General features: G+C 66.8%; 30 protein-coding genes. 11 read left to right on the plus strand and 19 right to left on the minus strand.

All coding sequences use genetic code 11. The features are described from left to right. Window positions 1-9 precede the first annotated feature (9 nt). Window positions 10-573: a GGDEF domain-containing protein gene (locus PFY01_RS06705; RefSeq protein ID WP_271042887.1), complete on the minus strand. Its 564-nt coding sequence runs from the start codon at window positions 571-573 to the stop codon at window positions 10-12. A gap of 183 nt (window positions 574-756) precedes the next feature. Here PFY01_RS06705 and purE point away from each other — a divergent pair, with 183 nt between their 5' ends. Genes purE through PFY01_RS06725 form a run of 4 tightly spaced genes read left to right on the plus strand, consistent with a single transcriptional unit; the run spans window position 757 to window position 2,852 of the window. Beyond that, window positions 757-1,248 (plus strand): 5-(carboxyamino)imidazole ribonucleotide mutase, encoded by a 492-nt coding sequence (purE, locus tag PFY01_RS06710; protein WP_055755002.1) that lies wholly within the window; start codon window positions 757-759, stop codon window positions 1,246-1,248. Continuing rightward, the gene (locus PFY01_RS06715; protein ID WP_271042888.1) at window positions 1,249-2,331 is read left to right on the plus strand and encodes a 5-(carboxyamino)imidazole ribonucleotide synthase; all 1,083 of its coding nucleotides are present in this window, start codon (window positions 1,249-1,251) and stop codon (window positions 2,329-2,331) included. A gap of 42 nt (window positions 2,332-2,373) precedes the next feature. Further along, window positions 2,374-2,598 carry a hypothetical protein gene (locus tag PFY01_RS06720; RefSeq protein WP_271042889.1) on the plus strand — a complete coding sequence of 75 codons (225 nt, stop codon included), beginning with the start codon at window positions 2,374-2,376 and terminating at the stop codon, window positions 2,596-2,598. 2 nt (window positions 2,599-2,600) lie between these two features. Further along, the gene (locus PFY01_RS06725) at window positions 2,601-2,852 is read left to right on the plus strand and encodes a hypothetical protein (RefSeq protein WP_271042890.1); all 252 of its coding nucleotides are present in this window, start codon (window positions 2,601-2,603) and stop codon (window positions 2,850-2,852) included. Here PFY01_RS06725 and PFY01_RS06730 read toward each other — a convergent pair. After that, window positions 2,849-3,496, minus strand: a complete 648-nt coding sequence (locus PFY01_RS06730; protein ID WP_271042891.1) for a COQ9 family protein — start codon at window positions 3,494-3,496, stop codon at window positions 2,849-2,851. The two genes, PFY01_RS06725 and PFY01_RS06730, sit on opposite strands and share 4 nt — an antisense overlap. 188 nt (window positions 3,497-3,684) lie before the next feature. Between PFY01_RS06730 and rpsU the strand changes: the two genes are divergently transcribed. Next, window positions 3,685-3,927 (plus strand): 30S ribosomal protein S21, encoded by a 243-nt coding sequence (gene rpsU, locus PFY01_RS06735; protein WP_026108547.1) that lies wholly within the window; start codon window positions 3,685-3,687, stop codon window positions 3,925-3,927. Between the two features lie 166 nt (window positions 3,928-4,093). Here the strand turns inward: rpsU and PFY01_RS06740 are convergent, their stop codons facing one another. The 7 genes from PFY01_RS06740 to PFY01_RS06770 form a co-directional block, all read right to left on the minus strand. Beyond that, window positions 4,094-5,452: an ABC transporter permease gene (locus PFY01_RS06740; protein ID WP_271042892.1), complete on the minus strand. Its 1,359-nt coding sequence runs from the start codon at window positions 5,450-5,452 to the stop codon at window positions 4,094-4,096. Next, on the minus strand, window positions 5,449-6,396 hold the full coding sequence (locus PFY01_RS06745) for an ABC transporter ATP-binding protein (protein WP_271042893.1): 948 nt from the start codon (window positions 6,394-6,396) through the stop codon (window positions 5,449-5,451). The genes PFY01_RS06740 and PFY01_RS06745 overlap by 4 nt, the downstream gene beginning before the upstream one ends. A 74-nt stretch (window positions 6,397-6,470) precedes the next feature. After that, window positions 6,471-8,357: a CocE/NonD family hydrolase gene (locus PFY01_RS06750; protein WP_271042894.1), complete on the minus strand. Its 1,887-nt coding sequence runs from the start codon at window positions 8,355-8,357 to the stop codon at window positions 6,471-6,473. A gap of 67 nt (window positions 8,358-8,424) precedes the next feature. After that, on the minus strand, window positions 8,425-9,066 hold the full coding sequence (locus PFY01_RS06755) for a M23 family metallopeptidase (protein ID WP_055804250.1): 642 nt from the start codon (window positions 9,064-9,066) through the stop codon (window positions 8,425-8,427). A gap of 168 nt (window positions 9,067-9,234) precedes the next feature. After that, window positions 9,235-9,459, minus strand: coding sequence for a YdcH family protein (locus tag PFY01_RS06760; RefSeq protein WP_017505991.1), 225 nt, complete (start codon window positions 9,457-9,459; stop codon window positions 9,235-9,237). Between the two features lie 50 nt (window positions 9,460-9,509). Further along, window positions 9,510-9,974 (minus strand): TIGR02444 family protein, encoded by a 465-nt coding sequence (locus tag PFY01_RS06765; protein WP_174085664.1) that lies wholly within the window; start codon window positions 9,972-9,974, stop codon window positions 9,510-9,512. Continuing rightward, a complete protein-coding gene (locus tag PFY01_RS06770) occupies window positions 9,971-10,573 on the minus strand; it encodes a UbiX family flavin prenyltransferase (RefSeq protein WP_271042895.1) in 603 nt (200 codons plus the stop codon). Before PFY01_RS06770 ends, PFY01_RS06765 begins: the two co-directional genes overlap by 4 nt. 116 nt (window positions 10,574-10,689) lie before the next feature. Between PFY01_RS06770 and PFY01_RS06775 the strand changes: the two genes are divergently transcribed. Further along, the gene (locus PFY01_RS06775) at window positions 10,690-10,863 is read left to right on the plus strand and encodes a YdcH family protein (protein WP_017505994.1); all 174 of its coding nucleotides are present in this window, start codon (window positions 10,690-10,692) and stop codon (window positions 10,861-10,863) included. Between the two features lie 74 nt (window positions 10,864-10,937). Here the strand turns inward: PFY01_RS06775 and PFY01_RS06780 are convergent, their stop codons facing one another. Then, window positions 10,938-11,603 (minus strand): DUF1013 domain-containing protein, encoded by a 666-nt coding sequence (locus tag PFY01_RS06780; RefSeq protein WP_039245300.1) that lies wholly within the window; start codon window positions 11,601-11,603, stop codon window positions 10,938-10,940. 220 nt (window positions 11,604-11,823) lie between these two features. Between PFY01_RS06780 and PFY01_RS06785 the strand changes: the two genes are divergently transcribed. Next, window positions 11,824-12,429: a beta/gamma crystallin-related protein gene (locus PFY01_RS06785; RefSeq protein ID WP_091747930.1), complete on the plus strand. Its 606-nt coding sequence runs from the start codon at window positions 11,824-11,826 to the stop codon at window positions 12,427-12,429. Here the strand turns inward: PFY01_RS06785 and PFY01_RS06790 are convergent. Beyond that, window positions 12,426-13,397 (minus strand): NAD(P)H-quinone oxidoreductase, encoded by a 972-nt coding sequence (locus tag PFY01_RS06790; protein ID WP_271042896.1) that lies wholly within the window; start codon window positions 13,395-13,397, stop codon window positions 12,426-12,428. The genes PFY01_RS06785 and PFY01_RS06790 overlap by 4 nt on opposite strands. Before the next feature lie 88 nt (window positions 13,398-13,485). Between PFY01_RS06790 and PFY01_RS06795 the strand changes: the two genes are divergently transcribed. Both PFY01_RS06795 and PFY01_RS06800 read left to right on the plus strand, forming a co-directional pair. Continuing rightward, complete coding sequence (locus PFY01_RS06795) at window positions 13,486-13,689, plus strand: DUF1192 domain-containing protein (protein ID WP_055754990.1); 204 nt, start codon at window positions 13,486-13,488, stop codon at window positions 13,687-13,689. A 109-nt stretch (window positions 13,690-13,798) separates the two neighbouring features. Continuing rightward, window positions 13,799-14,299 carry a DUF1465 family protein gene (locus PFY01_RS06800; protein WP_055754989.1) on the plus strand — a complete coding sequence of 167 codons (501 nt, stop codon included), beginning with the start codon at window positions 13,799-13,801 and terminating at the stop codon, window positions 14,297-14,299. A gap of 9 nt (window positions 14,300-14,308) precedes the next feature. Here the strand turns inward: PFY01_RS06800 and PFY01_RS06805 are convergent, their stop codons facing one another. Next, entirely contained in the window at window positions 14,309-15,871 is a 1,563-nt protein-coding gene (locus tag PFY01_RS06805) for a L,D-transpeptidase family protein (protein ID WP_271042897.1), read from the minus strand. A 159-nt stretch (window positions 15,872-16,030) separates the two neighbouring features. Then, window positions 16,031-16,255, minus strand: a complete 225-nt coding sequence (rpmE, locus tag PFY01_RS06810) for a 50S ribosomal protein L31 (protein WP_017506001.1) — start codon at window positions 16,253-16,255, stop codon at window positions 16,031-16,033. A gap of 153 nt (window positions 16,256-16,408) precedes the next feature. On the opposite strand from rpmE, the gene PFY01_RS06815 reads away from it, so the two are divergent. Continuing rightward, window positions 16,409-18,277 (plus strand): ABC transporter transmembrane domain-containing protein, encoded by a 1,869-nt coding sequence (locus PFY01_RS06815; RefSeq protein ID WP_271042898.1) that lies wholly within the window; start codon window positions 16,409-16,411, stop codon window positions 18,275-18,277. On the opposite strand, the gene PFY01_RS06820 is transcribed toward PFY01_RS06815, so the two are convergent. From PFY01_RS06820 to PFY01_RS06845, 6 genes are all read right to left on the minus strand, one after another. Then, window positions 18,274-19,305, minus strand: coding sequence for a glycerophosphodiester phosphodiesterase family protein (locus tag PFY01_RS06820; protein WP_271042899.1), 1,032 nt, complete (start codon window positions 19,303-19,305; stop codon window positions 18,274-18,276). The genes PFY01_RS06815 and PFY01_RS06820 overlap by 4 nt on opposite strands. A gap of 194 nt (window positions 19,306-19,499) precedes the next feature. Next, a complete protein-coding gene (locus PFY01_RS06825) occupies window positions 19,500-20,306 on the minus strand; it encodes an inositol monophosphatase family protein (protein WP_017504555.1) in 807 nt (268 codons plus the stop codon). A gap of 104 nt (window positions 20,307-20,410) precedes the next feature. Further along, on the minus strand, window positions 20,411-20,977 hold the full coding sequence (gene efp, locus PFY01_RS06830; protein ID WP_055754985.1) for an elongation factor P: 567 nt from the start codon (window positions 20,975-20,977) through the stop codon (window positions 20,411-20,413). Window positions 20,978-21,080: 103 nt separating this feature from the next. Then, the gene (locus PFY01_RS06835; protein WP_271042900.1) at window positions 21,081-21,641 is read right to left on the minus strand and encodes a tryptophan-rich sensory protein; all 561 of its coding nucleotides are present in this window, start codon (window positions 21,639-21,641) and stop codon (window positions 21,081-21,083) included. Between the two features lie 69 nt (window positions 21,642-21,710). Continuing rightward, window positions 21,711-22,211 carry a bacterioferritin gene (gene bfr / locus PFY01_RS06840; RefSeq protein ID WP_026108332.1) on the minus strand — a complete coding sequence of 167 codons (501 nt, stop codon included), beginning with the start codon at window positions 22,209-22,211 and terminating at the stop codon, window positions 21,711-21,713. Between the two features lie 141 nt (window positions 22,212-22,352). Next, complete coding sequence (locus tag PFY01_RS06845; protein ID WP_017504559.1) at window positions 22,353-22,538, minus strand: (2Fe-2S)-binding protein; 186 nt, start codon at window positions 22,536-22,538, stop codon at window positions 22,353-22,355. Between the two features lie 131 nt (window positions 22,539-22,669). Between PFY01_RS06845 and thiE the strand changes: the two genes are divergently transcribed. Then, the gene (gene thiE / locus PFY01_RS06850; RefSeq protein ID WP_271042901.1) at window positions 22,670-23,323 is read left to right on the plus strand and encodes a thiamine phosphate synthase; all 654 of its coding nucleotides are present in this window, start codon (window positions 22,670-22,672) and stop codon (window positions 23,321-23,323) included. The last annotated feature ends 33 nt before the right edge of the window (window positions 23,324-23,356 follow it).

Consider the following 23,356-nt stretch of genomic DNA (forward strand, 5'->3'; position numbering starts at 1 on the left):
GAAGGGGCCTCAGCGCCCCTTCTTCCTCACCCACATGGCGGCGTCGGCCTCGGTCAACCAGACCTCGGCGTCGGTATGGCCGTCCCAGGCGCGAACGCCGAACGAGCCGCCCAGTTCGGTTTTCTGGCCGTCCCAGACGAAGCCTTCGGTCTTCAGCGCCTCGGCCAGCTGACGCGCCTTGGCCCGGCCCTCTTCATAGCCTGCGTGCAACATCAGCAAGGCGAACTCGTCGCCGCCCAGCCGGCCCACCGCGTCCGACTCGCGCAGATTGGCCAGGAACAGCTCCGCCACCGCGACCAGGGCCGCATCGCCGGCGGCGTGGCCCAGCCGGTCGTTGACGCTCTTGAACCCATCCATGTCCAGATACAGCAGCACCGCCGGCACCCCGTGCCGCTGACAATAGGCCATGGTCCGCTGCATGGCCGTGATGAAGCCGCGCCGGTTCAGGGCGGGCGTCAGCACGTCATGGTCTGCGGCGGCCTCGGCGGCGGCGGCGCGCGTTTTCCACGCTTCCAGCTCGACGCGCAGGCGCGCGATCTCGGCGGTCAGGTCGTGTTCGGCCACGTCGGTCACGGCGCAGGGATGGCTCCGAAGGCGCGACTCAGTCTGCGTCGCGCGGTCGAACGATGGTAGAGCGTGATCCGCCGACATTGAAGGCCGACATTACGGGCCGACGCGGCTGAAATCACGGTGTTGCGGTTGCGGGCGTCACCCGCGTGCTGTAACCGGCGCCTTTCCGCGAGGGGCCTTGCAGACATGGCGACTTCCGAAACCCCGGTGGCGATCATAATGGGCAGCCGGTCCGACTGGCCGACCATGAAGCTGGCCGCCGATCGCCTGGATCAACTGGGCGTCGCCTGGGACGCCAAGGTCGTCAGCGCCCACCGCACGCCCCAACGCCTGGTCGATTTCGCCACGGGCGCTAAGGCCGCCGGATACAAGGTCATCATCGCTGGGGCAGGGGGCGCCGCCCACCTGCCGGGCATGGCCGCCTCCATGACCGAACTGCCGGTGCTGGGCGTGCCGGTCCAATCCAAGGCGCTGAAGGGCATGGATAGCCTGCTGTCGATCGTGCAGATGCCAGCGGGCGTTCCGGTCGCCACCCTGGCCATCGGCGAGGCGGGCGCCGCCAACGCCGGCATCCTGGCCGCCCAGATACTGGCCCTGTCCGACGAGGGGCTGGCTGGACGGCTGGCCGCCTTCCGCGCCGCCCAGACCGAATCCGTCGCAGAAACCGTCGAGGACTGAGTGCCTGATCTTCCGCTTCCCCCCGGTTCGACCCTCGGCATCATCGGCGGAGGCCAGCTGGGCCGGATGCTGAGCCAGGCCGCCTCGCGCCTGGGCTTCGACGTCGTGATCTTGGACCCCGAGGCCGACAGCCCGGCCGGCCGGGTCTCGGCGCGCCAGATCGTCGCCGCCTATGACGACCCCAAGGCCCTGTCGGCGCTGGGTCGCGCCGCCGATGTCGTCACCTTCGAGTTCGAGAACGTGCCGGCCGAATCCATCGAGCGTCTGGCCGAGGCCGGCCCTCTAGTCGCGCCGGGACCGACGGCGTTACGCGTGTCGCAGGACCGGGTGGACGAAAAGACCTTCCTGAACGCCGTCGGCGCCCCGACGGTCGCCTTCGCCGTCGTCGACACGCTGGACGACCTGGTCGTCGGCCTGACCGAACTGGGCCTGCCCGCCCTGCTGAAGACCCGTCGCGAAGGCTATGACGGCAAGGGCCAGGTCTGGATCCACGCCATCGAGGACGCGCCCGCCGCCCTGGAAAGCCTGGGCGGTCGTCCGGCCATCCTGGAGGCCAAGGCGACCTTCGTGCGCGAACTGTCGGTCATCGCCGCCCGCGACTGGGACGGCCATATGGCGGTCTATCCGCTAGGCGAGAACCGGCACGAGGGCGGCGTCCTGCGCACCACCCTGGCCCCCGCCGTCGTGGACGAGAAGACGCAAGTCCGCGCCCGCGCCATCGCCGAGGCGATCCTGGACGGGCTGGATTTCGTCGGCGTTCTGGGCGTCGAACTGTTCGACCTCGGAGATGACGTGCTTCTGGTCAACGAGATCGCTCCGCGCGTTCACAACACCGGCCATTGGACCCAAGACGGCTGCGTCTGCGACCAGTTTGAACAGCATATCCGCGCCGTTGCCGGCTGGCCGCTCGGCCCCACGACGGCCCACGCCCGCATCGAAATGACAAACCTGCTGGGCAACGAAGTCGAGGACTGGCGCAAGCTGTCGGCCAAGTCCGACGAACGCCTGCACCTCTACGGCAAGGCCGAGGCCCGCCCCGGCCGCAAGATGGCGCATGTGAACCGGGTGCTGGGTGCCAGCTGATATTTGAGTTGCGCTGAACGCAACTTAGGTCATGGTCGATGCATGTCGCTGTCGCTCATCTTGTCACTCGCGCTTCTGCTGGTCACCTCCACTGCTGGAGTGATCAGCGCACTGAATGGCCGCCGATCATCGCGTGTCGGCGCGCTCGGCGTGTCTTTAGCCGCGGCCGCTTTGGCCTTGATTGTCGCCGGCGTGGACCTCGGTGGGCGCCTGGGAAAAGACGCCGCTGAGCGTGACAATCGATCTGCAATTACCAAGAGCGTCTGAATATGAACACCCCGATGGTTCTGTTCTTAATGGCGATGGCAATGGCCCTGATCGGTTCATCGGTCTCTGCCGATGGCCCGCGAGCAGACCAAAGAACTTCAGACGGAGCTGGCCGCTCACGCGTGCTGGCAGGCGCCATACTTGGTGTTGCAGTTCTGATCCTAGGCGTCGGGGTCTACCAACTTGGACACCAATCTGGTCGCGATCAGGCGCTGCGCGACAATCGCGCCGAGCTTCGCTCCGCCGAGGTCTAGGCTTTCGCCCCATACCGCATGCGGCTCAGCGCATCGCTGACCTTTCGGAACGGCGCGTCGAAGTCCTTGCCCGCCTTCCACTTCTCGAAGGCCATGACGTTTTCGATCCGGCGGGCGACGAAGGCCTCCGCCGCTTCGCGTCCGTCGAACCAGCGCATGGTCAGGGCGGGGATCAGGATGCCCGACAGGATCGTCCGCTTCGAATAGTGATTCCAGTCGGTCGCCTCGTCCCCGGCCCAGCGCCACAGATGATCCGCGCTCTCCCAGGCCAGTTTCAGCCCCAGGTCGGCGTTGACGGGCAGGGCCAGGAAGGCGGCGCAGCGACGCGTGGCCTCCAGGTCGGCGGCGCCCGCCTCCATCCGCTCGGACACGGCGCGAGCGATTCGCTCGCGAATCTTCAGCGAGTTGGCGTCGATCTCACCCAGAGCCGCCAGCGCTCGCGCATCGTGGCGGCGCGACAGCAGGGCCGCCAGATCGCGCGCGCCGTTGGGCAGCAGCAGTTCCTCGTCGCCCTGCGACAGGCCGCACGCCTCGCAGGCTTCGCGCACCAGACGCGCGTTCCAACCCAGCGCGGGCGCGCGGGCGATGGCGGCGTCCAGCACGGTCTGTTCGGTCCGGTCGGCCCAGTCTGTCGTCTCGGTCATAAGGGCGATCATACGCCGGTCGTCATGGCGTTTCGAGCCTTGAAGAATGGTCGCGACGATCTGGACAGAAGGGGGCGGCTCGTGTATCAGCGCGCCTTCATCCGAAAGCCCGGCTGTCGGAAGACGATTTTATTTTGTTCGCCCGTCTCCCTCACAGGACGCGGCGGGCGGCCAAAGGAGAGTTTAACCTGGTTCAGATTTTCGTTCGCGACAACAACGTCGACCAAGCGCTCAAAGCCCTGAAGAAGAAGATGCAGCGCGAGGGCAGCTTCCGTGAAATGAAGCGCCACGTGCACTTCGAGAAGCCCTCGGAAAAGCGCGCCCGTCAAAAGGCCGAAGCCATCCGTCGCGCCCGCAAGCTGGCGCGCAAGCGCATGCAGCGCGAGGGCCTGCTGCCCGCGCCGAAGCCGCGCGTTCCCGGCGGTCGTTAAGACCCCGGCGAAGGCCGAAAGATTTAAGGCCGCTTCCTTCGGGAAGCGGCCTTTTTCTTTGCGTTTCGTTTCTGCGGAGCGTGGTGGAGGACTCATGAAGTCCCACAGAAGAAGCGCCGCGCCACCTCCCCATCGCGACGCGACAGGGAGGAGACAATCGTGCCGCCTACGCCCGCCCGGTGATCGCCCGGCCGAAGCTCTTCCAGCTCAGCTTTACGTCTGACAGCGCGCCGGCGCGGAAGGCCCGCCCGGCGATCCACACCATGAAGGCGGCGGTCGCGAACATGCCGATCAGCGTCAGAATCACCTCCACCAGCGGTGGATCGCTGGGCGCGCGGGCGCTCATCAGGAAGGGGGTGAAGAAGGGGATCCAGGACAGAACCTTGACCACCGGCGCATCCGGGCTGGTCAGGGCCATCTGCATCACCAGGATCGGCACGACCAGGATCATCATGATCGGCCCCATCAGGGTCTGGGCGTCGCGCGGCGTCTCGCAGAAGGCGCCGATGGCCGCGAACAGCACCGCATACATCAGGTAGCCGCCGACCATATAGGCGATGAAATAGAAGATCAGGCCGTCGTGCAGCAGCACCTGTCCGACCGTCGCCGCCGTCTCGGGCGAGGCCGAAATCAGGGTGAAGGCCCCGATCCCGCCCCAGACCCCCATGACCGTCAGGGTCAGCAGCGCCACGCCCAGCACCTTGCCCGTCAGGATTTCGGTCGCCGAGGCCGAGGACAGCAGCACCTCCAGGATCTTGTTCGACTTCTCCTCCATCACGCTGTTCAGCAGGATGGAGGCCCCTGTGATGACCAGCGACCACAGGAGGAATCCGACGCCCAGGCCGATGAAGGACGGGATTCGGTCACGCATCGACACCTCGCCCCCGCTGGCGGCGCTGGGCGAGAAGGACTTCACCTCCGGTCGGAAGGTCTGAACCTCCTGCGCCACGGCCGGGGCGACCCCGGCGGCGGTCAGAAGTTCGGTGCGTCGGGCATCACGCAGGGCATTTCGGATGAAGCCGGAGACGTCGTTGTCAGTGGCGCGCGCGGTCCAGACCTGGGCGGCGGGCTTGCCATCCGTGCGGCTCAGGAAGACCACGGCGTCGAGGCGCCTGGCGTTCGAGGTCTGCTTGTCCAGCGCCTGGCGGATCGCCTCGTCACGGGCCGGGCCGACGGCGTCGGCGATGGCAGGCGACGTGTCAACCAGACGGATCTTGGGGCCGGTGATGGAGGCGACGGCGCGCCCGGCGCCCGCCTGTCCCTTTTCGGCGGCTTCGCGCAGGCGCTGGTTCTGACGATCCACATCCGCTTGCAGAGAGGCGCGAACGGCGGCGGCTAGACCCGTCGCATTGGGGCCTTCCTCGATCACCGCCACCGATTTGATCGGCTCGGAGGCCTTGATCAGCGCCGGAATGCCGCCGCCCAGCACGGCGAACAGCGGGAAGGCCAGAAGCGACAGCCAGAAGCCGACGGTCTTGGCGTAGGCGACATATTCGCGTCGCGCGATCAGCAGGGTGCGGTTCATCGGACAGCCTCCACGGATGCGACGGGTTGGTCGGGATGGTCGCCGGTCAGGCCGATGAAGGCGTCGTGCAGCGTCGGCTCCTTCAGTGCGAAGCCGCGCACGTCCAGGCCGTCTAGGAAAGCCGTCTTCAACGTGTCCTGACCCCCGGCGCCGGGCGCCAGGGCGATCTTCAGACGACGCACACCATCGACGTCGGACAGGGTCTCGACGCCCGCCACGCCGGGCAGGGCGGCGGCGGCGTCCGCGCTGATCGCGCCGTCCAGATTTAGGAAGCGCGGCGAGGTGGCCTTGGCCTGGTCCACCGTCCCCTCGAACGCCTTCTTGCCACGCGCCAGCAGCACGACCTTGTCGCACAGCCGCTCGGCATGCTGCATCACGTGGGTGGAGAACAGCACCGTGGCCCCGTTCGCGGCCAGCCCGCGAATCATCGCTTCCAGGCCCTGCTGGTTCATCGGGTCCAGACCGGAGAAGGGCTCGTCCAGGATGACGAACTCGGGATGGTGCACGACCGAGGCGATCAGCTGCACCTTCTGCGCCATCCCCTTGGACAGCTCCTTCATCTTCTTTTTCTGCGCCTCGCCGAGCCCCTGCTGCTCCAGCAGGGTCTTGGCGCGCTTGCGGCCTTCGGCGACCGGCAGGCCTTTCAGCGCGCCGAAGAAGGCGATGGCCTCGACCGGCGTCATCTTTTTATAGAGGCCGCGTTCCTCGGGCAGGAAACCGATCCGGTCGCGCACCTTACGCCCGTCGTCGGCGCCCAGGATTTCGATCCGTCCCGACGTCGCTGGCTGCAACCCCAGGATCATTCGCAGGGTCGAGGTTTTGCCCGCCCCGTTCGGTCCCAGAAAGCCGCAGATCGACCCCTTCTCGACCTGAAAACTCAGATCGCGCACGGCGTGGAAATCGCCGTACCGCTTGTTCACCCCATCCAGCGTCAACGCCGCCATGTCGCCTCCCAAATCCCTGTCGTCAGCCTAGAATCCGACGACAGGGGACGCCAGCGACTTCGGCGCAGGGGCGCCTATTTCACCACAGGCAGATCGATGTAGGACGCGTCGTCGCCCGCGTGATGGACGGCGTTGTCGGCGACCACACCCTGGCTCTCGGTCTCGTTCAGTCCGCCCGTGTTCAGGTTGCGCACGAACTTGGGGAAGTTGGAGCTGGTGACTTCGACCCGGATGCGGTGACCGGGCTGGAAGGTGTTGCTGATGGTCAACGGCGTGGGCTGCACGGTCGCCACCTGGCCCGGCGTCAGGGGCGCTGGATGGTCATAGCCGTTGCGATAGCGCGCCCGCATGATGGTGTCGCCCAGGATATAGGCCGTGCCGTCCGGCGCCACGTCCACCAGCTTGACCGCGAAATCGGTGTCGGGCGCAGAGGACGATACCTTCAGCACCGCATCGATGAAGCCGGTGACCTGCATCGGCTCGGTCAGCGCCTCCGACGTATAGACCAGCACGTCGTTGCGCGCCTCGATCGGTCGCTGATCGAAGGCCCCGGCCGTGACCAGGCCGCCGTTGCAGCAATCGCCGCCGCCGATGGTCTGGACCGGGTTCATGGGATCATAGCGATAGCGGTCGGCCGGCTCGCCGGCGGGCGGCGCCTGAAGGCTCAGCAGGCCGTCGCCATTCAAGCTGTTGGCCCCGCCGCCCGAGCGCAGATACATCCGCACCGTCTTGACCCCGGCCGGCGGCCACTGCGCGGCCGTGCGCCAGGCGTTTTCGCCCATGTTGAAATACTGCACGTGCGGCGTGCTCTCGGGGAAGGCGCGCCGTTCGCCTTTCAGCCAGCGATCGAACCAGGCGTGCACCAGGGCGTCGCTGTCGAAGGTGGCGTCGCCCAGCGGGCGGTCGCCCGACTTGTAGTTCGGCCCCAAGCCGCCAAAAGCGCAGTGATTGTTGGGGCCGACCACGACGTACTGGTTCTCGGCCGCCTCGCGATCCTGGGTCGTGGACCGGGCGTGGTTGAACAGCTCCATGTTCGGCCCGATGGAGACGTCATACCAGCTGTTGAACCACAGGGACGGCACACCCCAGCCCATGTCGTCGTGATACAGGCCGCCCTGACGCCAGGCCGGATCGGATGGGGTGCGCGCGATCAGTTCCTCGAACGTGCCGGCCGGCTCGCCCAGGTCCTTCAGCATCTCGTTGACCGGCAGATGCCGGATCTGGCTGGGCCAGTTCACATCCGGCTTCTTGGCGTCCAGGTCGTTGTAGCGGACGATCCGGGCGCGGGTTTCCTGATCGAGATCCATCGGGATCTGGGCGCGCTGTGGATTGTCCACGCCGTACAGCCAAACGAAGAACAGGTTGCGCGGCACGCCCCCTGTGTACCAGTTGCCCTGTTCCTGGAACCGGCCGACCTTGCCGATGCCGGCGCCCGAGGCCTGGGGCACCATGGCGGCGTGGGCCGGGTGGTTCTGGGCCGCCAGGGCCAACTGCCATTCTGCGGAGGACGAACAGCCCAGGGTGCCGACCTTGCCGTTCGACCAGGGCTGGGCCGCGATCCACGTCAGGGCGTCATAGCCGTCGGTCTGGGGATAGCCCAGGATCTGATAGTCCCCGCCCGAGAAATACCGTCCCCGTTCGTTCTGGATGACGAAGGCATAGCCCTTGCTGACCCAGCTCAGGGCCGAGCGCGTGGTGCGGGCGTTGTAGGCCAGCTCGTTATAGGGCGTGCGGACGAAAACGGTCGGCAACGGGCCGGACGCGTTCTTGGGGCGATAGACATTGGTGGCCAGCCCCACGCCGTCGCGCATCGGCACCATGACCGCCATCTGCACATCCGCCAGGCGCGACAGCTCGGTCTGTGCGGCGGCGTCGCTGTAGCGCCCATAGTCCTGCGCTGAGGCGGCGATGGGCGTGGCGGCCAAAAGGCCCGCGACGACGGCGGCGACGATCTTGTTCATGTTCATCCCTCCCAGAACGAGAGGGGACACTAGGACGTTTGCGACGCCCGTCGCAACGCAATGCGCGTCAGGCCTTGGCCTTCACCGTCACTTCGAAATGGCGATCGACCACCTTGGTCGGATTGACCTGGGCGCCGCCGCGACGGACCTCGAAATGAAGGTGCGGGCCGGTAGAATAGCCGGTGGAGCCGACCAGACCGATGCGCTGACCGGGCGCGATCGCATCGCCGTTGGCCACATCGATCCGGCTGAGGTGGCCGTACAGGGTGCTCATGCCGTTGGGGTGGCGCACCTCGATGAAGTTGCCATAGCCCTCGGGGTCGTACCCCGTGCGGATGACCTCGCCCTCGGCGGCGGTGAAGACGGTCGTGCCTTTGGGCGCGGCGATGTCGACGCCCTTGTGCGCGCGCGCCTTGGCTTCGATGGCCAGTTTGCGCAGGCCGAACGGCGAGTTGATCGCATAGCCGCGCACCGGGGCGGTGAAGGCGATCTGGCGCGTGATCGGACCCGCCTTCTCAACCTCGGCCTTCAGGGGCGGCGACACCGGCGCGGCGATCTGGGTCGGCGGCGGCAAGGCGGCCTCGCGCGCAGCATTTGGCGCGGCGGCGGCGGCGAAAACGGCCACGGCGGCGAAGGCGGCCGTCTGGCCGGAGTGGATCAACAGGGTCTTGCACCGCGCCATCGGCGCGTTGGATAGCAGGCGTCGCATTCGGCGGCCTCTCCAGCGTCTCTACGCTCTGGAATGAAGGAAGCGGCGCCCCGACAGCGCACGGCGTTCCGTGGGAGGGCGGCTTATGCCTGCTGGCTTTGGCGACTTTGGGGCTAGGGCAGGGCGGCGGATGGTCGCAGGGCGGAACCTGCCACCCGGCCGGCCAGATCAGGCGATGATATCGGGCAGGATGCGGTCTTCCAGCTTCACGATCTCGTCCTTCAGCGCCAGCTTCTTGCGCTTCAGCCGGGCGATCATCAGCTGATCGGGAATGGCGGCCTGACCCAGGGCCTCGATCGAGGCGTCAAGGTCGGCGTGTTCCTGGCGCAGATGGTTCACCCGCGCCTGAAGTTCGGCCATTTCCTCGGTGATCGCAGGCGTGTCGTCGTTCATCGTGTCATCTCCACGCCGCTCGTCTCAGGCCGCTTATAGCCACGCTGATCTCAGGCCGGAAGGGCGTCTGCGAGCCGGATCAGGGCCGGGCGCGGTGTCACATCCGCCCACATCCGGGCGGTGGCTGCCAGGCCGTCGATGATCGGGCGGGCCGGCCCGCTGGGTTCGGGCGCCAACGCCTCCAGCGCGTCCAGCAAGTGCCGCTCCGCCTCCAGCTCCAGCGCCTTTATGCGGTTGCGCATGCTCTCACGCGGGCCATCGTCGATATCGGGCACCGGCGCCTTCAGGATCCGCCGCACCGAACGTAGCGGGGCGACCACGACGCTCTCCCAGGCCCGGGCGGTGTCGCAGGCCGCCTCGATTGTCTCTTCGTCGGGCTTTCGTCCCGTCGCCGCGACCCAGGCGGACCACAGCAGCACAGGCACGTTCTGGTCGTGGCTGTCCTGCAGCGCCAGACACGCCTCGCCGACCCCCGGCGCGCCATAGGCGGCGACCGCCCAGTCCCACAGCCTCATGACTTCAGGCCTTCCCAGCGCCGCACCGCGCCCCAATCCAGGCCGAACAGATCCAGCGTCCGACCCACCGACTGATCGACCATCTCCATGATCGAGCTCGGCCGGGCGTAAAGCGCGGGCAGGGGCGGGGCGATGATCGCGCCCATTTCGGCTAAGGCCGTCATGGTGCGCAGATGGCCCAGGTGGAACGGCGTTTCGCGCACCATCAGCACCAGCGGTCGCCGCTCCTTCAGCGTCACGTCCGCCGCACGCGTCAGCAGGGTCGAGGTCACGCCGGTCGCGATCTCGCTCATCGTCTTGATCGAGCAGGGCGCCACGATCATGCCCAGGGTGCGGAACGAGCCAGAGGCGATCGTCGCCCCCACGTCGCCCAGCTTGTGGACCACCGACGCCTTGGCCGTCAGTTCGTCGGGCGACAGATCGGTCTCCTGCGACAATGTGAGCAGGGCGGCCTTGGTCACGACCAGATGGCTTTCGACGCCCACATCGTTCAGCGCGTCCAGCACCCGGGCGCCATAGACGGCGCCGGAAGCCCCTGAAATTCCGACCACCAGTCTGGCGGGCGGGTTCCGTATGGCTCCGTTCACATCATCGTCCATTTTGGGGGTCAGCCTCCTTCGGGTCCGGGGCGACGGGCTGTCACTGGAAAGTGATTACACAGCGCGCCAAACCGGGCGCTCACTCTACTGGTCCCTAACCAAAGGAGGCGCAAGCCATGACCATCGAGGCTCGTATTCGCGAACTGGGTAATCGTCATCGCACCCTGGATGAGACCATCCAGAAGGAGCTTACCCGCCCGTCCACGGATCCGTTGCAGGTCAGGGCGCTGAAGCAGAAGAAGCTTCGGCTGAAGGAAGAAATCACCAGTCTGGAGGCGCGCGCGACCTAGCGTCCGCCTCCCTGAAAAACGACGACGGCCCCGGAGATCGCTCTCCGGGGCCGTTTTCGTTGCGCGAAGGTGGATCAGTCCTTGGTGCCGAACACCGATTCCGCCGTCGGCTCGGCGCCGGGACGTTGGCGGGCTTCCGGCACGAACTCGGGCTCGGCCTCGACCTGTTCGACGGGCTGGATCGTGCCGCCGCCGTTCTTCAGGTCGTCCTTGGCCTTCTTGTCGGCGGCCTTCTTGACGATTTCGTCCAACGCCAGCTGGCCGACCAGGCCCAGCGTCACCGGGTCGACCGGCTTGATATTGGCGCTGTTCCAGTGCGTGCGGTTGCGCACACTCTCGATGGTGGACTTGGTCGTGCCAAGCATCTTGGCGATCTGGGCGTCCGTCACCTCGGGGTGGTTGCGCACGAACCAGGCGATGGCGTCGGGGCGGTCCTGGCGACGCGACACCGGCGTGTATTTCGGCGCTGGCTTTGCCGACTTCAGCAGTTCGGCGTGGCGGCTGACGATCGCCTTCATGCGATAGTTTTCGTCGCCCTGTGCCTTGTCCAGTTCTTCGCGCGTCAGCTGGCCGCCGGTGACGGGATCGACGCCACGGATGTCGCGCGCCACGTCGCCGTCGGCGATGCCGCGAACTTCCAGCGGGTGCAGGCCGCAGAAGTCGGCGATCTGCTCGAAGCTGAGAGAGGTGTTGTCGACCAGCCAGACCGCAGTGGCCTTGGGCATCAAAATGTCGCTCATGGGGCGTTCGTCCCGGTGTTGTTGAGCCGCCGAATGAGGCTTCGGCTGGCGTTGGATACGACGGCGCCCGGCCTTTCGACCGGGCGCGTATGATGCCGATATAGGCCTATTCGACACAAAAGAAAACGCTGACCGACAATCCCATACAGCAACGGTTCATCCGCCCTGACGCAACCTTCGCGGTAATGAAGCTTTTCAGCTTCGGGAGAGGAGAACCACCATGTCCATTCTGCTTGGCGCGGCTCTGGCCGCAGCGATGGCCTCGGGCCAGGACTATGCACAGCAACGCGTCGCCCCGCGCGGCGGCTATACCCAGTCGTGCTCGGAAGCCTATGTGAATCGCGGTCGTCTCTATGCCGATTGCCGCGACATGCGTGGCCGGATGCGCGGCACGTCGATCGAGCTGAACCGCTGCGGCGGCGAGGAGATCAACAACGACAACGGCCTGCTGGTCTGCGGGCGTTTCCGTGGCGACTATGAAGACAGCCAGCCCGGTCGCCCCGGCGGCGGCTGGGGACCCGGCAACGGCGGCCCGGGCTGGGGCGGCGGCAATGGCGGTGGCTGGGGTCGGTCCTCGATCACCGTCTATGAGAACGCCAACTTCCGCGGCGCTTCGCGTGAGTTCACCAGCGAAGACCGCAACCTGGGCCGCACCCCATTCAACGACCGCATCAGTTCGATGCGCGTCGAAGGCCGCTGGGAAGTCTGCACCGACGCCGAGTTCCGGGGCCGCTGCCGCATCGTCGAAGGCGATGTCCGCTTCCTGAACGGCGGCTTCAACGACAACATCTCGTCGCTGCGCCCCGTGCGCGGCGGGCGCTACTAGACGCTCAGCACGATCTTGCCGATGTGCCCGCCGGCTTCCAGTTCGGCGTGCGCATCGGCCGCCTGCTCCAACGCGAACACCGCCTGAACTGGCGGCTTCACCTTGCCGGATGCGACCCACGGCCAGGCGGTCGCCTCGACAGCCGCGGTTAGACGCGCCTTTTCGTCCGCCGGGCGGCTGCGCAGCGTCGATCCGGTCAGGGTCAATCGCTTCAGCATGATCCGCTGCAGATCCATCTCGACCTTGGGGCCGGTCAGGGAGGCGATGACCACCCAGCGCCCGCCCGCATTCAGACTGTTCAGGTTCAGGGCGGCGTAATCGCGCCCCACCATGTCCAGAACCACATCCGCGCCGCCCGCCTCGCGGATCTGCGCCTCCAGATCATCGCTCTTGGCGTCCAGGCTGATGTCCGCGCCCAGCGCCTTGGCGGCTGCGGCCTTGTCCGCCCCGCGCGAGGTGGCGATCACTCGGGCGCCGGCGGCCTTGGCCATCTGGATGGCCGTGACGCCGATGCCGCTGGTCGCCCCGTGGATCAGCAAAGTCTCGCCGGCCTTCAACGCGCCGCCTTCGAACACATTGGCGAAGACGGTAAAGACGGTTTCCGGCAGCACGGCCGCCTGCACGTAATCCAGATCCTCGGGGATCGGCAGGACATGACGCGCATCGACCACGGCCAACTCCGCATAGCCGCCGCCGCCCAGCAGGGCGCAGACCCGGTCGCCGACCGTCCAGCGCGTGACGCCCTCTCCAACGGCCTCGATCTCGCCGGCGATTTCAAGCCCCAGAACGTCCGACGCACCGGGGGGAGGGGGGTAGGCGCCGGTGCGTTGCAGCAGGTCCGGCCTGTTCACACCCGCCGCCCGCACCCGGATCAGCACCTGACCCGGCCCCGCCACGGGATCGGGCCGTTCGGCGATCTTCAGGGCCTCGGCCGGTCCGGAGCCGCCTTCGATTTCGATCACGCGCATCGCACTCGCCTTGCATTCGTTCGTATCCGGGCGTTCAGATAGGGACCGTGGACCGCCTTGGCCATGACAGCGCGAAAGGAAGGCGACGATGTTCGAAGATCTTGAACCCCGCCCGCAACGCGGTGAACCGCTGCGGGCCCTGTCACGCGAAGATCTGGATGTTTACGCCGTCGAGGATTTGCAGGAGCGGATCGCCGCACTTGAGGCCGAGATCGCGCGCTCGCGCGCCGCGATCGAGACGAAACGCTCCAAGAAAAACGCCGCTGACGCCCTGTTCAACTTCGGTTCGTGATCGCGAATGATCCGCTGGCATGGCATGAGCGTTGCATCTTTCGTGCGAACGGCGCCGCCAGGGGCCGATTGCAGGACGGACCCGACCTTCTCTGATGATCAATGCTCAAATGACCTCCGCTCCGTCCCCCGCTGACCGCAGCCGCACCGTTCGCGATTTCGCCCGGTCGGAGCTGTTCGATCGCACCTTCCGCGAAGGCATGGAACTGGTCGAGGAGACCGCCGCCTATCTGGACGGCGAGGGCCGTCGCGATTCCAAGATGCTGTCGCGCGCCGCCGCCCTGGCCTACGCGGCCGAGAGCATGAAGCTGACCACCCGCCTGATGCAGATCGCCTCCTGGCTTCTGGTCCAGCGCGCCGTGCGCGAAGACGACATGTCGCCGGAAACCGCCTGCGAGCCGCGCTATCGCCTGAACGAGCGCCGCATCGACGCCGAGCCCAGCCACGCCGAGTTGCCGATCGCCCTGATCGAATACCTCGTGCGGTCGGAAAAGCTGTTCGACCGCACCCTGTATCTGGATCGCCGCATGTATGCCGACGATCAGGATCAGGCCCCGGAGAACCCGGTGCTCAGCCAGATGGGCATGCTTGAGGCGGCCTTCAGGGGCTGATCGCCCCCTTTACGGCCCGACGTCGTTGGCGTCCGCCCGGCCATCGTCGATGGGCTTGGGCAGATTCACGCCGATGCCCAGCGCCTGCGCCAGCTTGTCGTCGCGGCCATAAACGTCCTCGCGGAACGCCACGCGACCCTGACCGTCCACGAAGGCCGTCCAATACAGCAGACGCACCGAGATTTCGCGTCCGGTGGTCACGCGCGTCGTCTCACGTGTATCCTGGGCCGTGTCGAACTGGGCCAGCTTCGTCGGATCGGGCGACAGCAGCAGGCGGGCGAACTCCACCGCATTCTGCACCCGCACGCAGCCGTGGCTGCGCTGACGTGTGGACAGGTTGAAGGCAGCCTTGGACGGCGTGTCGTGCAGGAAGATGGCGTAGCTGTCGCGCAGCTCGAACTTCACATACCCCAGGGCCGAGCGCGGACCGGCGCGCTGGATGACCGTGCCATCCTTCACATACATGTCGTTGGCGGCCAGATACCCCGGCCCCTTGGGCAGGATTTCGCGGCGCGCGATGCCAGCCGGCACATACCAGGGCGGATTGGCCACGACCGAGGCGAACGGCTTCTCCAGACTGGGCGTCTGGTTCTCGGCCGAGCCGACCACGACGCGGTTGGAGTGAACCGGCTTGCCGTCCTTCCAATAGACCATAATGGCGGCGGCGGTGTTGACCTCGATCCGCTCGGGCGCGACCTCGCGCTTCAGCCAGCGACGGCGCTCCAGGTTCAGCGCGATCTGACGCGCACGGTCCTCGGCCGAGGCGCCCAGCGAGCGCTGGGTGCCCGCGCCGATCCGCCCGTCGGCGCCCAGTCCATGGCGGTTCTGGAAGCTCTGCACCGCACGTTGCAGTTCGGCGTTGTAAACCAGGCCCTGCGACTTCAGCCGCGCGCCGTCGGCGGCCGACAGGTCGCCCTCGGCCGTCAGGCGGTCGATCAGGGCGGGGATGCGACGATCGCTGTTGCCGGGCTCTATGGTCGCGCCCTGGATGAAGCGGGGCCAGCCGCCCTGCGCCGCCAGACGGCGATAGCGGACATAGCCGGCCGACAGATTCTGATAGCCGATGTCGGTGGGCGCCAGGCCGTCATACCACTGGCCCAGCACATTGCGGGTCAGGGCGTCGCTGAGACCGCGCGGCAGGTCCACGCGGTTCTTCTGCATCTCCCACAAATCTTCGACCGTCTCGGGCCGCACCTTGCCCTCGGCCAGGACGCGCGCATAGGCCAACGCCGCCGCCGTGGTCCGCAGGTCCGCACTCGCCGGATCGGCCGCCAGTCCCACAAAGTCGAAATAGTCAGAGCCCGCCAGACCATGGCGATTGGCGCCGGCCGCGACGGTGTTCAGGGCGCGCACACGGTCGGCGTTCCACACCGGCCGCCAGCCGTTCATTTCGTAGAAGGCGCGCACATCCGCCTGCTGCGTCTCGGGCAGACGCGAAATCTGATCGTTGAAGCTGTTGTAGAAGGCGGTCGCCTCCGGTCCGCGTTGCACGAAGACCTGCTGCGCGCGCGCCGCCGAGCCAAGGGTCACGGCCGCCGTCGCGACGCCCAGACCCAGTTGCCGTCTATTCATAGTCTTCCGCTTCTTCGATCGCTTCGGCCAGCGTGGCCGACGCCCCTGGTACCCGAACGCCCCCACATTATCGGTGTTCCGACCAAACAAAAAGCGCCGGCCTTGCGACCGACGCTCTTGGTGTTCCGATTGCTGCGAGATGTCGCAGCCAGGACGCGCTTACTTCTTGATGAAGCCGGCGAACTTGTTGTTGAAGCGCGAGACGCGACCGCCGCGGTCCATCAGCTGGGCGTTGCCGCCCGTCCAGGCCGGGTGCGTCGACGGATCGATGTCGAGGGCCAGCTTGTCGCCTTCCTTCCCGTAGGTCGAACGGGTCTGGTAGGTGCTGCCGTCGGTCATCACCACGGTGATGAAGTGGTAGTCGGGATGGGTATCCGCCTTCATGGTCGTCGTCCGGTCTCTGCGCGGTGACGATGCCGACCGTCCGTGCGCGTGAAATGAGAAACCCGCCACCAAATCCTTTTTAAGGGAAAGGCCCGGCGGGAATGAGGGGCGGCGTTTACACCGGGGGGCGTTCCGGGGCAAGAGGCGGGCGAAATGACCGATCAAGCCGCCGCCTCCGCCCCTTCCGCCAACCGCGCCTCGGGCATGGCGTCGCTGGAGGGCCGGCCAAGCGCCGGCGCCCTTCTGGCCGACCAGATGTCCGAAGCGGGCGCCAAGCGCGCCAAGCGCCGCGACATCCGCCCGCTCGCGCGACTGATTCCCTTCGCCATGCGCCACAAGGGTCATGCCCTGATGGCGGTGTTCTGGCTGCTGCTGTCCACCGCCGCCTCGCTGGGCCTGACCGCCCTGGCGCGCGGGGCCATCGACCATGGGTTCGAGGCCGGCGGCGCCAATCTGAACATCTGGTTCCTGCTGCTGGGCGCCAACGCCCTGTTCCTGGGGCTGGCGACCGCCGCCCGCTACTATTTCGTCACCCGCACGGGCGAGCGCGTCATCGCCGATGTGCGAAAGGGCCTGTTCGGCCGCATTCTAACGCTGGACCCCTCCTTCTACGCCCATATGCGCACCGGCGAGGTGCTGTCGCGCCTGACCACGGACATCGCCCTGGTCGAGACGTTGATGACGACGTCGATTTCTTATGCGCTGCGCAACTTCCTGACCCTGATCGGCGGCGTGGCCTTGTTGTTCTTCGTCAGCCCCAAGCTGACCGGCTTCGTCCTGCTGATCGTGCCCTTCCTTTTGGGGCCGATCTTCATCTTCGGCCGCAAGGTGCGCAAACTGACCGTGGCGTCCCAGGACCGCTTCGCCAACGCCGTCGGCTTCGCAGGCGAAAGCGTGGACGCCATCGAGACGGTCCAGGCCTTCGGCCGCGAACAGAGCGCCATCACCCGTTTCGGCGCGGCGGTCGAGGACGCCTTCAACGCCTCGCTGACCCGGATGCAGGCCCGCGCCTGGATGACCGCCCTAATCATCGTCGTCATGTTCGGCGGCGTGACACTTGTGCTGTGGCTGGGCGCCCAGGACGTGGTTAGGGGCGCCATGACGCCCGGCGCCCTACTTCAGTTCGTCCTTCTATCAGTCTTCGCCGCGGGCGCCGTGGGCGCGCTCGGCGAAAGCTGGGGCGACGTGCAAAAGGCCGCCGGCGCCATGGAGCGGATCGAGGAGCTGATGCGCGCCGTCGCCGGCATCGCCCCGCCGCCTCAGGCCACGGCCCTGCCGACGCCCCCGCGCGGCGAGGTGTCGATGTCGGCCGTCGGCTTCGCCTATCCGGGCCGTCCCGACCTTCCGGCCTTGAAGGGCTTCAGCCTGACCGTACGCCCCGGCGAGACGGTCGCCCTGGTCGGCCCGTCCGGCGCCGGCAAGTCCACGGTCTTCCGCCTGCTGCTGCGCTTCTATGATCCGCAGACCGGCATGGTCTCGGTCGACGGCGTCGATGTGCGCCAGGCCGATCCCGTCGCCGTGCGCGACCGCTTCGCCTGGGTGTCGCAGGAAACGCCGCTGTTCTCGGGCTCGGCCTTGGAGAACATTCGCTTCGGCCGCGAGAACACCACCCTGGAAGAGGCCCGCGCCGTCGCTGAAAAGGCCCAGGCGCTCGGCTTCATCGACGCCCTGCCGGAAGGGTTCGACACCCCGCTCGGCGAGCGCGGCAAGAGCCTGTCGGGCGGCCAGCGCCAGCGCCTGGCCATCGCCCGCGCCTTGGTCCGCGACGCCCCCATCCTGCTGCTGGACGAGGCCACCAGCGCGCTGGACGCCGAAAGCGAACGCCTGGTCCAGGTCGCCCTCGATCAGGCGATGGAGGAGCGCACCACCCTGGTCATCGCCCACCGCCTCGCCACCGTCCTGCGCGCCGACCGCATCGTCGTCATGGACGACGGCCGCGTCGTCGAAGAGGGCACCCACGAGCAACTCGTCGCCCAGGGCGGCCTCTACGCCCGCCTCGCCGAACTTCAGTTCCGCAACTAGGGCGCCGTGGTCCGCGCCAGGGCCGGGAAGTCGCTGAACAGCGCATCGACCCCAGCTGCGGCGAAGGCTGCGGCATAGCCGGCCATGTCGCCGTGCCCGGCCGGGTCGTCGCCTCTGCGTCGCTCGACCGGCAGGAAGGCGTTCTCGGCCCGCAGGGTCCAGACCACGACCTTCAGGCCCGCCGCATGAGCGTCTGCGACCAGGGTGCTCGGCGCGGTCGTGCGGCCTTCGACGTCGCGCGGCAGGACCAGGGTCATCTCCGGCGCGACCCAGTCGGCGTAGGCGGAGATGGCCTTTTGCCCCTCGGGCGTGATCATCTGGGCATAGGTTACGTCCGCCCGGTCCGCCGGTCCGCCCTTGGCGGCCACGAGTTGAGCCAGCGGCGCATCGATGCGCGTCGCCAACCGCTCCAGCGGCCCGACGTCGAAACACTGGATGATGATCGGGGCCTCGGCGCCCGTCAGACCCAGCCGCTCCATTTCGGTGACGAAACCGTCCTCCATCGGCAGGCCAATCGCGGCGAAATAGGTCGGGTGTTTCAGCTCCGGCGCCACGGCGATCGTCCGTCCGGTCCGCGCCGAGGCCTCGCGCGCGATGGCGACGACCTCATCGAAGGTCAGGATCGGCTCCTGTCCGTCATGGGCGGCGCTGCCTGGTCGAATGGCGGGCAACCGCTCCCTCGCCCTCAGCGTCTTCAATTCGGCCAGGGTGAAGTCTTCGGTGAACCAGCCGGTGGTCTCGACCCCGTCGATGGTCTTGGTCGTACGACGGCCCGCGAACTCGGGCCGGTCGCCCACGTCGGTCGTGCCGCCAATCTCGTTCTCATGCCGATCGACGAAGACGCCATCCCTGGTCAGCACCAGATCCGGCTCGATCACGTCCGCGCCCTGTTCGATCGCCAACTCATAGGCCGCGCGCGTGTGCTCGGGCCGTTCGCCGGAGGCGCCGCGATGGGCGATGATCAGGGGCTGACCCAAGGCTGGCGTTCCGGTCAGAAGGACGAGGCCGCACAGGATGAAACGGATCATCCGCCTTGGATAGGGCAGGGGCGCGACAGGCCGATGACCGTCTCGTCCCCACATGTGCGGAGGGGGACCGCGAAGCGGTGGAGGGGTTCTTGACGCCCCACCGGCCGCTGGCGATCAGGCAAGATCCCCTTCGTCACGGCGCTGACGAAGCGCCGCGCCACTTCCCCCAAGCGGGGAAGAGACAGAAGCGAGCTTCAGGAGCCCTGAAGCACCTTGCGCAGGTGCGGATGCAGTTCGGTGTTCGACGCCAGGATCGACTTGCCCGTCTTGGGATCGCCGTCGTTCTCGATGGTCGTGACCCGGCCGCCGGCCTCGGTGACGAACAGGATGCCCGCCGCCACGTCCCAGGGCTTCAGATTGCGCTCATAATAGGCGTCGTAGCGACCGGCCGCTACCCAGGCGAAGTCCAGGGCGGCCGAGCCCAGACGGCGGATGCCGGCGACGCGCTGGCCGACGGCGTGCAGATCCTTGATCGACTGGGCGTGACCCGACTTGCCGATGAAGGGCAGTCCGGTGGCGATCAGGCTTTCGGACAGATCGCGACGGCCGGCGACGCGGATGCGCTGGTCGTTCAGATAGCAGCCCTTGCCCTTTTCGGCCCAAAACAGCTCGTTCATGACGGGGTTGTAGGTCACGCCGGCGACGATCTCGCTCGACCCGTCGGGCGCGCGGCGCTCCAGCCCCACCGTGATGGCGAAGTGGGGCATGGCGTGCATGAAGTTGGTGGTGCCGTCGATCGGATCGACGATCCAAGTGTGGGACTTGTCCGTCCCCTCGATCATGCCGCGTTCCTCGCCCAGGAAGCCGTAGCCGGGGCGAGCCTTCATCAGCAGTTCGTAGAGCGTGTCTTCGGCCTTCAGGTCGGCGGCCGTGACGAAATCGCCGGGGCCCTTCCTCGACACCTGAAGCTGGGAGACTTCGCCGAAGTCACGCAGCATCGGGCGGGCGGTCTTGCGCACCGCATCGGTCATGACTTGGAGCAGGGCGGAGGCGAGGGCCATCGAGGAATCTCCTGGTCCGAAAGTCCTTCAAAGCCGCAGCCGGACAGTCGGAGAAGTTCAGAAAGGAACGGCCCCGCGAGGGGCCGCTTTAGCGTGGTGGTCTGTTAGTCCGCGCGGCGGACGTATTCGCCGCTGGTCGTGTCGACGACGATACGCTCGCCGGCCGACATATAGGGCGGGATCATGATGCGCACGCCGTTGGACGCCAGCGCGGGCTTGTAGGACGACGAGGCGGTCTGGCCCTTCACGGTCGGCTCGGTCTCGGCGACTTCCAGCACGACCTGATCGGGCAGTTCCAAGCCGATCGGACGCTCTTCATGCATCTCGATGACGACCTTCATGCCTTCTTGCAGATAGGGGATGCGCTCTTCGCCGACCCAGTCCTTTTGCAGTTCGATCTGCTCGTAGGTGGTGTCGTCCATGAAGACCAGGCTGTCGCCGTTGTCGAACAGATAGGAGAAGTCCTTCTGTTCCAGCGTCACGCGCTCGACCTTGTCTTCCGAACGGAAGCGTTCGTTCAGCTTGTTGCCGGTCTCCAGGTTCTTGGCCTCGACGTTGGCGAAGGCGCCGCCCTTGCCGGGCTTGACGTGGCTGGCCTTGGTGACGACCCACAGGCCGCCATTGTGCTGCAGGACCATGCCGGGCTTGATGGTGTTGCCGTTGATCTTCATGGGGTCACATCGGAAATGGAGTTGCGCCCTCGCACCGTTCGGGGCGAGGCGAATAGGGCGCGATCCCTAGAGGAAGCCCCGATAAAGGGCAAGGCGACGCAACCTAATGCAGGGTGCGTCCGCCCGAGGCGTCGTCGGCCTTGCGGTGCAGGAAGTTTCCGAACCGCACGCCTGATCCTAGCGGCGCCGCCATCTTGCCGGCCCCTTCGTCCAGCTTGCGCGCCTCGTGGGCGAAGGCGGCGGCCAGACCGGCCGACGACATGGCGGCGACCACCTGACGCGCCATTGAGGACGGACGCAGGCCAAGCCAGACGGCGTTCACCGTCTGGGCCGCGAGCCATAGGCCCATGGCGCGGGTCCGTTCCTTTTGCGGAGGCGCGTTCCAGACGCGTACGGCCGACAGGGTCGTCGCCGAAAACACCGCCGGCAGGATCAGGCTGAAGGCCCCCTTGGGCTTTTCGGTGATCGGCAGCTCCTTGTCGCGCACCTGTTTCAGGTTGCGACGGGGCTTCAACGCGCCCGAGGCGATGGTGTGGGCCAACAGGGCGAAGCCGACGGTCAGGGCGATCCCGGCGACCACATGGCCGGCGCTGCGGCCCTCGCTGTTCAGCAAGTCCATGGCGGCGTCGCGCACGTCGTCGATGGCGTCGTCGATATCGGTCATGGTCCGCTCCAGCTTGGCCCTGACAGGCTAATGGCCGGAGCGGATTGGAGTTCCGTCAGAAGGCAGAGCTTAGTTGCCGGTCGCCGCGCCGTCGGTGACGATCTCTTTCATCGCCGATTGCAGATAGTTTTGCGCGCCCATCAGCTCGATCAGCTTGTGCTGGTTTTCCAGGAAGTCGATGTGCTCTTCGGTGTCGGCCAGGATCTTCATCAGCAGGTCACGGCTGACGTAGTCGCGGGTTTCCTCGCACTGGGTCACGGCGGCGGCGGTCGTCGCGCGGCTGTCCAGTTCCAGTTGCAGATCGGCGCCCAGGCATTCGATCGGATCCTCGCCGACCTTCAGCTTGTGCAGGTCTTGCAGATTGGGCAGCCCATCCAAGAAGAGGATGCGTTTGATCAGCATGTCGGCGTGCTTCATCTCGCCGATCGATTCTTCGTAGATGACGTTGCCCAGGTGCGCGAGGCCCCAGCTTTCGAACATGCGGGCATGCAGGAAATACTGATTCACGGCCGTCAGCTCGTTGGTCAGCACTGCGTTCAGCGTGCGCAGGATTGCGGGGTCGCCCTTCATGGCCATGGTCCTTGGTCTCGCCACGGCGCTATCGCCGTCTGTCGAGCGCAGCCATAACACAGTAAAACGGGCTTTGTTTATTTGCGAGTTTTTATCACTGCATTGAGAGTGCGAGTGACTGTCGGCCGCAGGCGAAGCAAACTATTCGGCTGCGAGTGCGAACGCTTCGCGGCTTTCCTGAATCATCTGACGCATCTCGCAGACGCATTTGGCGCACTGGGCCTGGCACTGGTTGCGCGCGAAGATGTCACGCGGACGGCAGGCGCCGGCCTCGATGGCCTGGGCGACATCACGCTGGCGAAGACCGTTACAGTTGCAGACGTACACGAGGCGCTACACGTTTCACTGACTGAGAATGGTTCGCTATAGCAGTCCATAAGGCGATTGCAAGTCGTTCGCACGGCTTCGTCCGGCCTTGGGCCGTTGACGGATCGTCGCGGGGGCAGGCAATGACGGACATGGCCCGAACACCCACCGTCCCCGAGCGTCCGCCCTGCCGGCTGTATCTGATCACGCCGCCCGCGATCGCCGACCTGAACGCCTTTGCGCAAACCCTCGATCAGGCCTTGGCCGCCGGCGACGTCGCGGCCTTGCAGATCCGGCTGAAGCCCGCCGACGAGGCCGCTATCCGCACGGCGGTCGAGGTGTTGGCTCCCATTGCGCGGCGTCATGATGTCGCGGTCCTGCTGAACGACCGGCCCGATCTGGCGCGGGCCACCGGCTGCGATGGCGTTCACATCGGTCAGGAAGACGGCTCGCTGGCCGAGGCGCGGCGTATCATGGGGCCAGACGCCATGATCGGCGTCACCTGCCACGACGACCGCGACCTGGCCTGGGACGCCGCAGAGGGCGGCGCCGACTACGTCGCCTTCGGCGCCTTCTATCCCACCGACACAAAGGAAACGGTCCATCGTCCGCCGCTGGACATCCTGACGGTGTGGCAAGAGACGGTCGAGACGCCCTGCGTCGCCATCGGCGGGATCACGGTCGATAACGCCGCAGAGCTTGCCCAGGCTGGCGCTGACTTCGTGGCGGTCAGCGGCGGGGTCTGGAACCATCCCGACGGCGCCGCCGAGGCCGTCAGGCGTTTCAATGAAAAATTGCAGGCCTGACTTCAGGGGATATTAGGAACCGTGTCGTCCTAT

It is taken from the genome of Brevundimonas vesicularis (assembly GCF_027886425.1).
In the GTDB taxonomy this organism is placed as follows: Bacteria; Pseudomonadota; Alphaproteobacteria; order Caulobacterales; family Caulobacteraceae; genus Brevundimonas; species Brevundimonas vesicularis_C.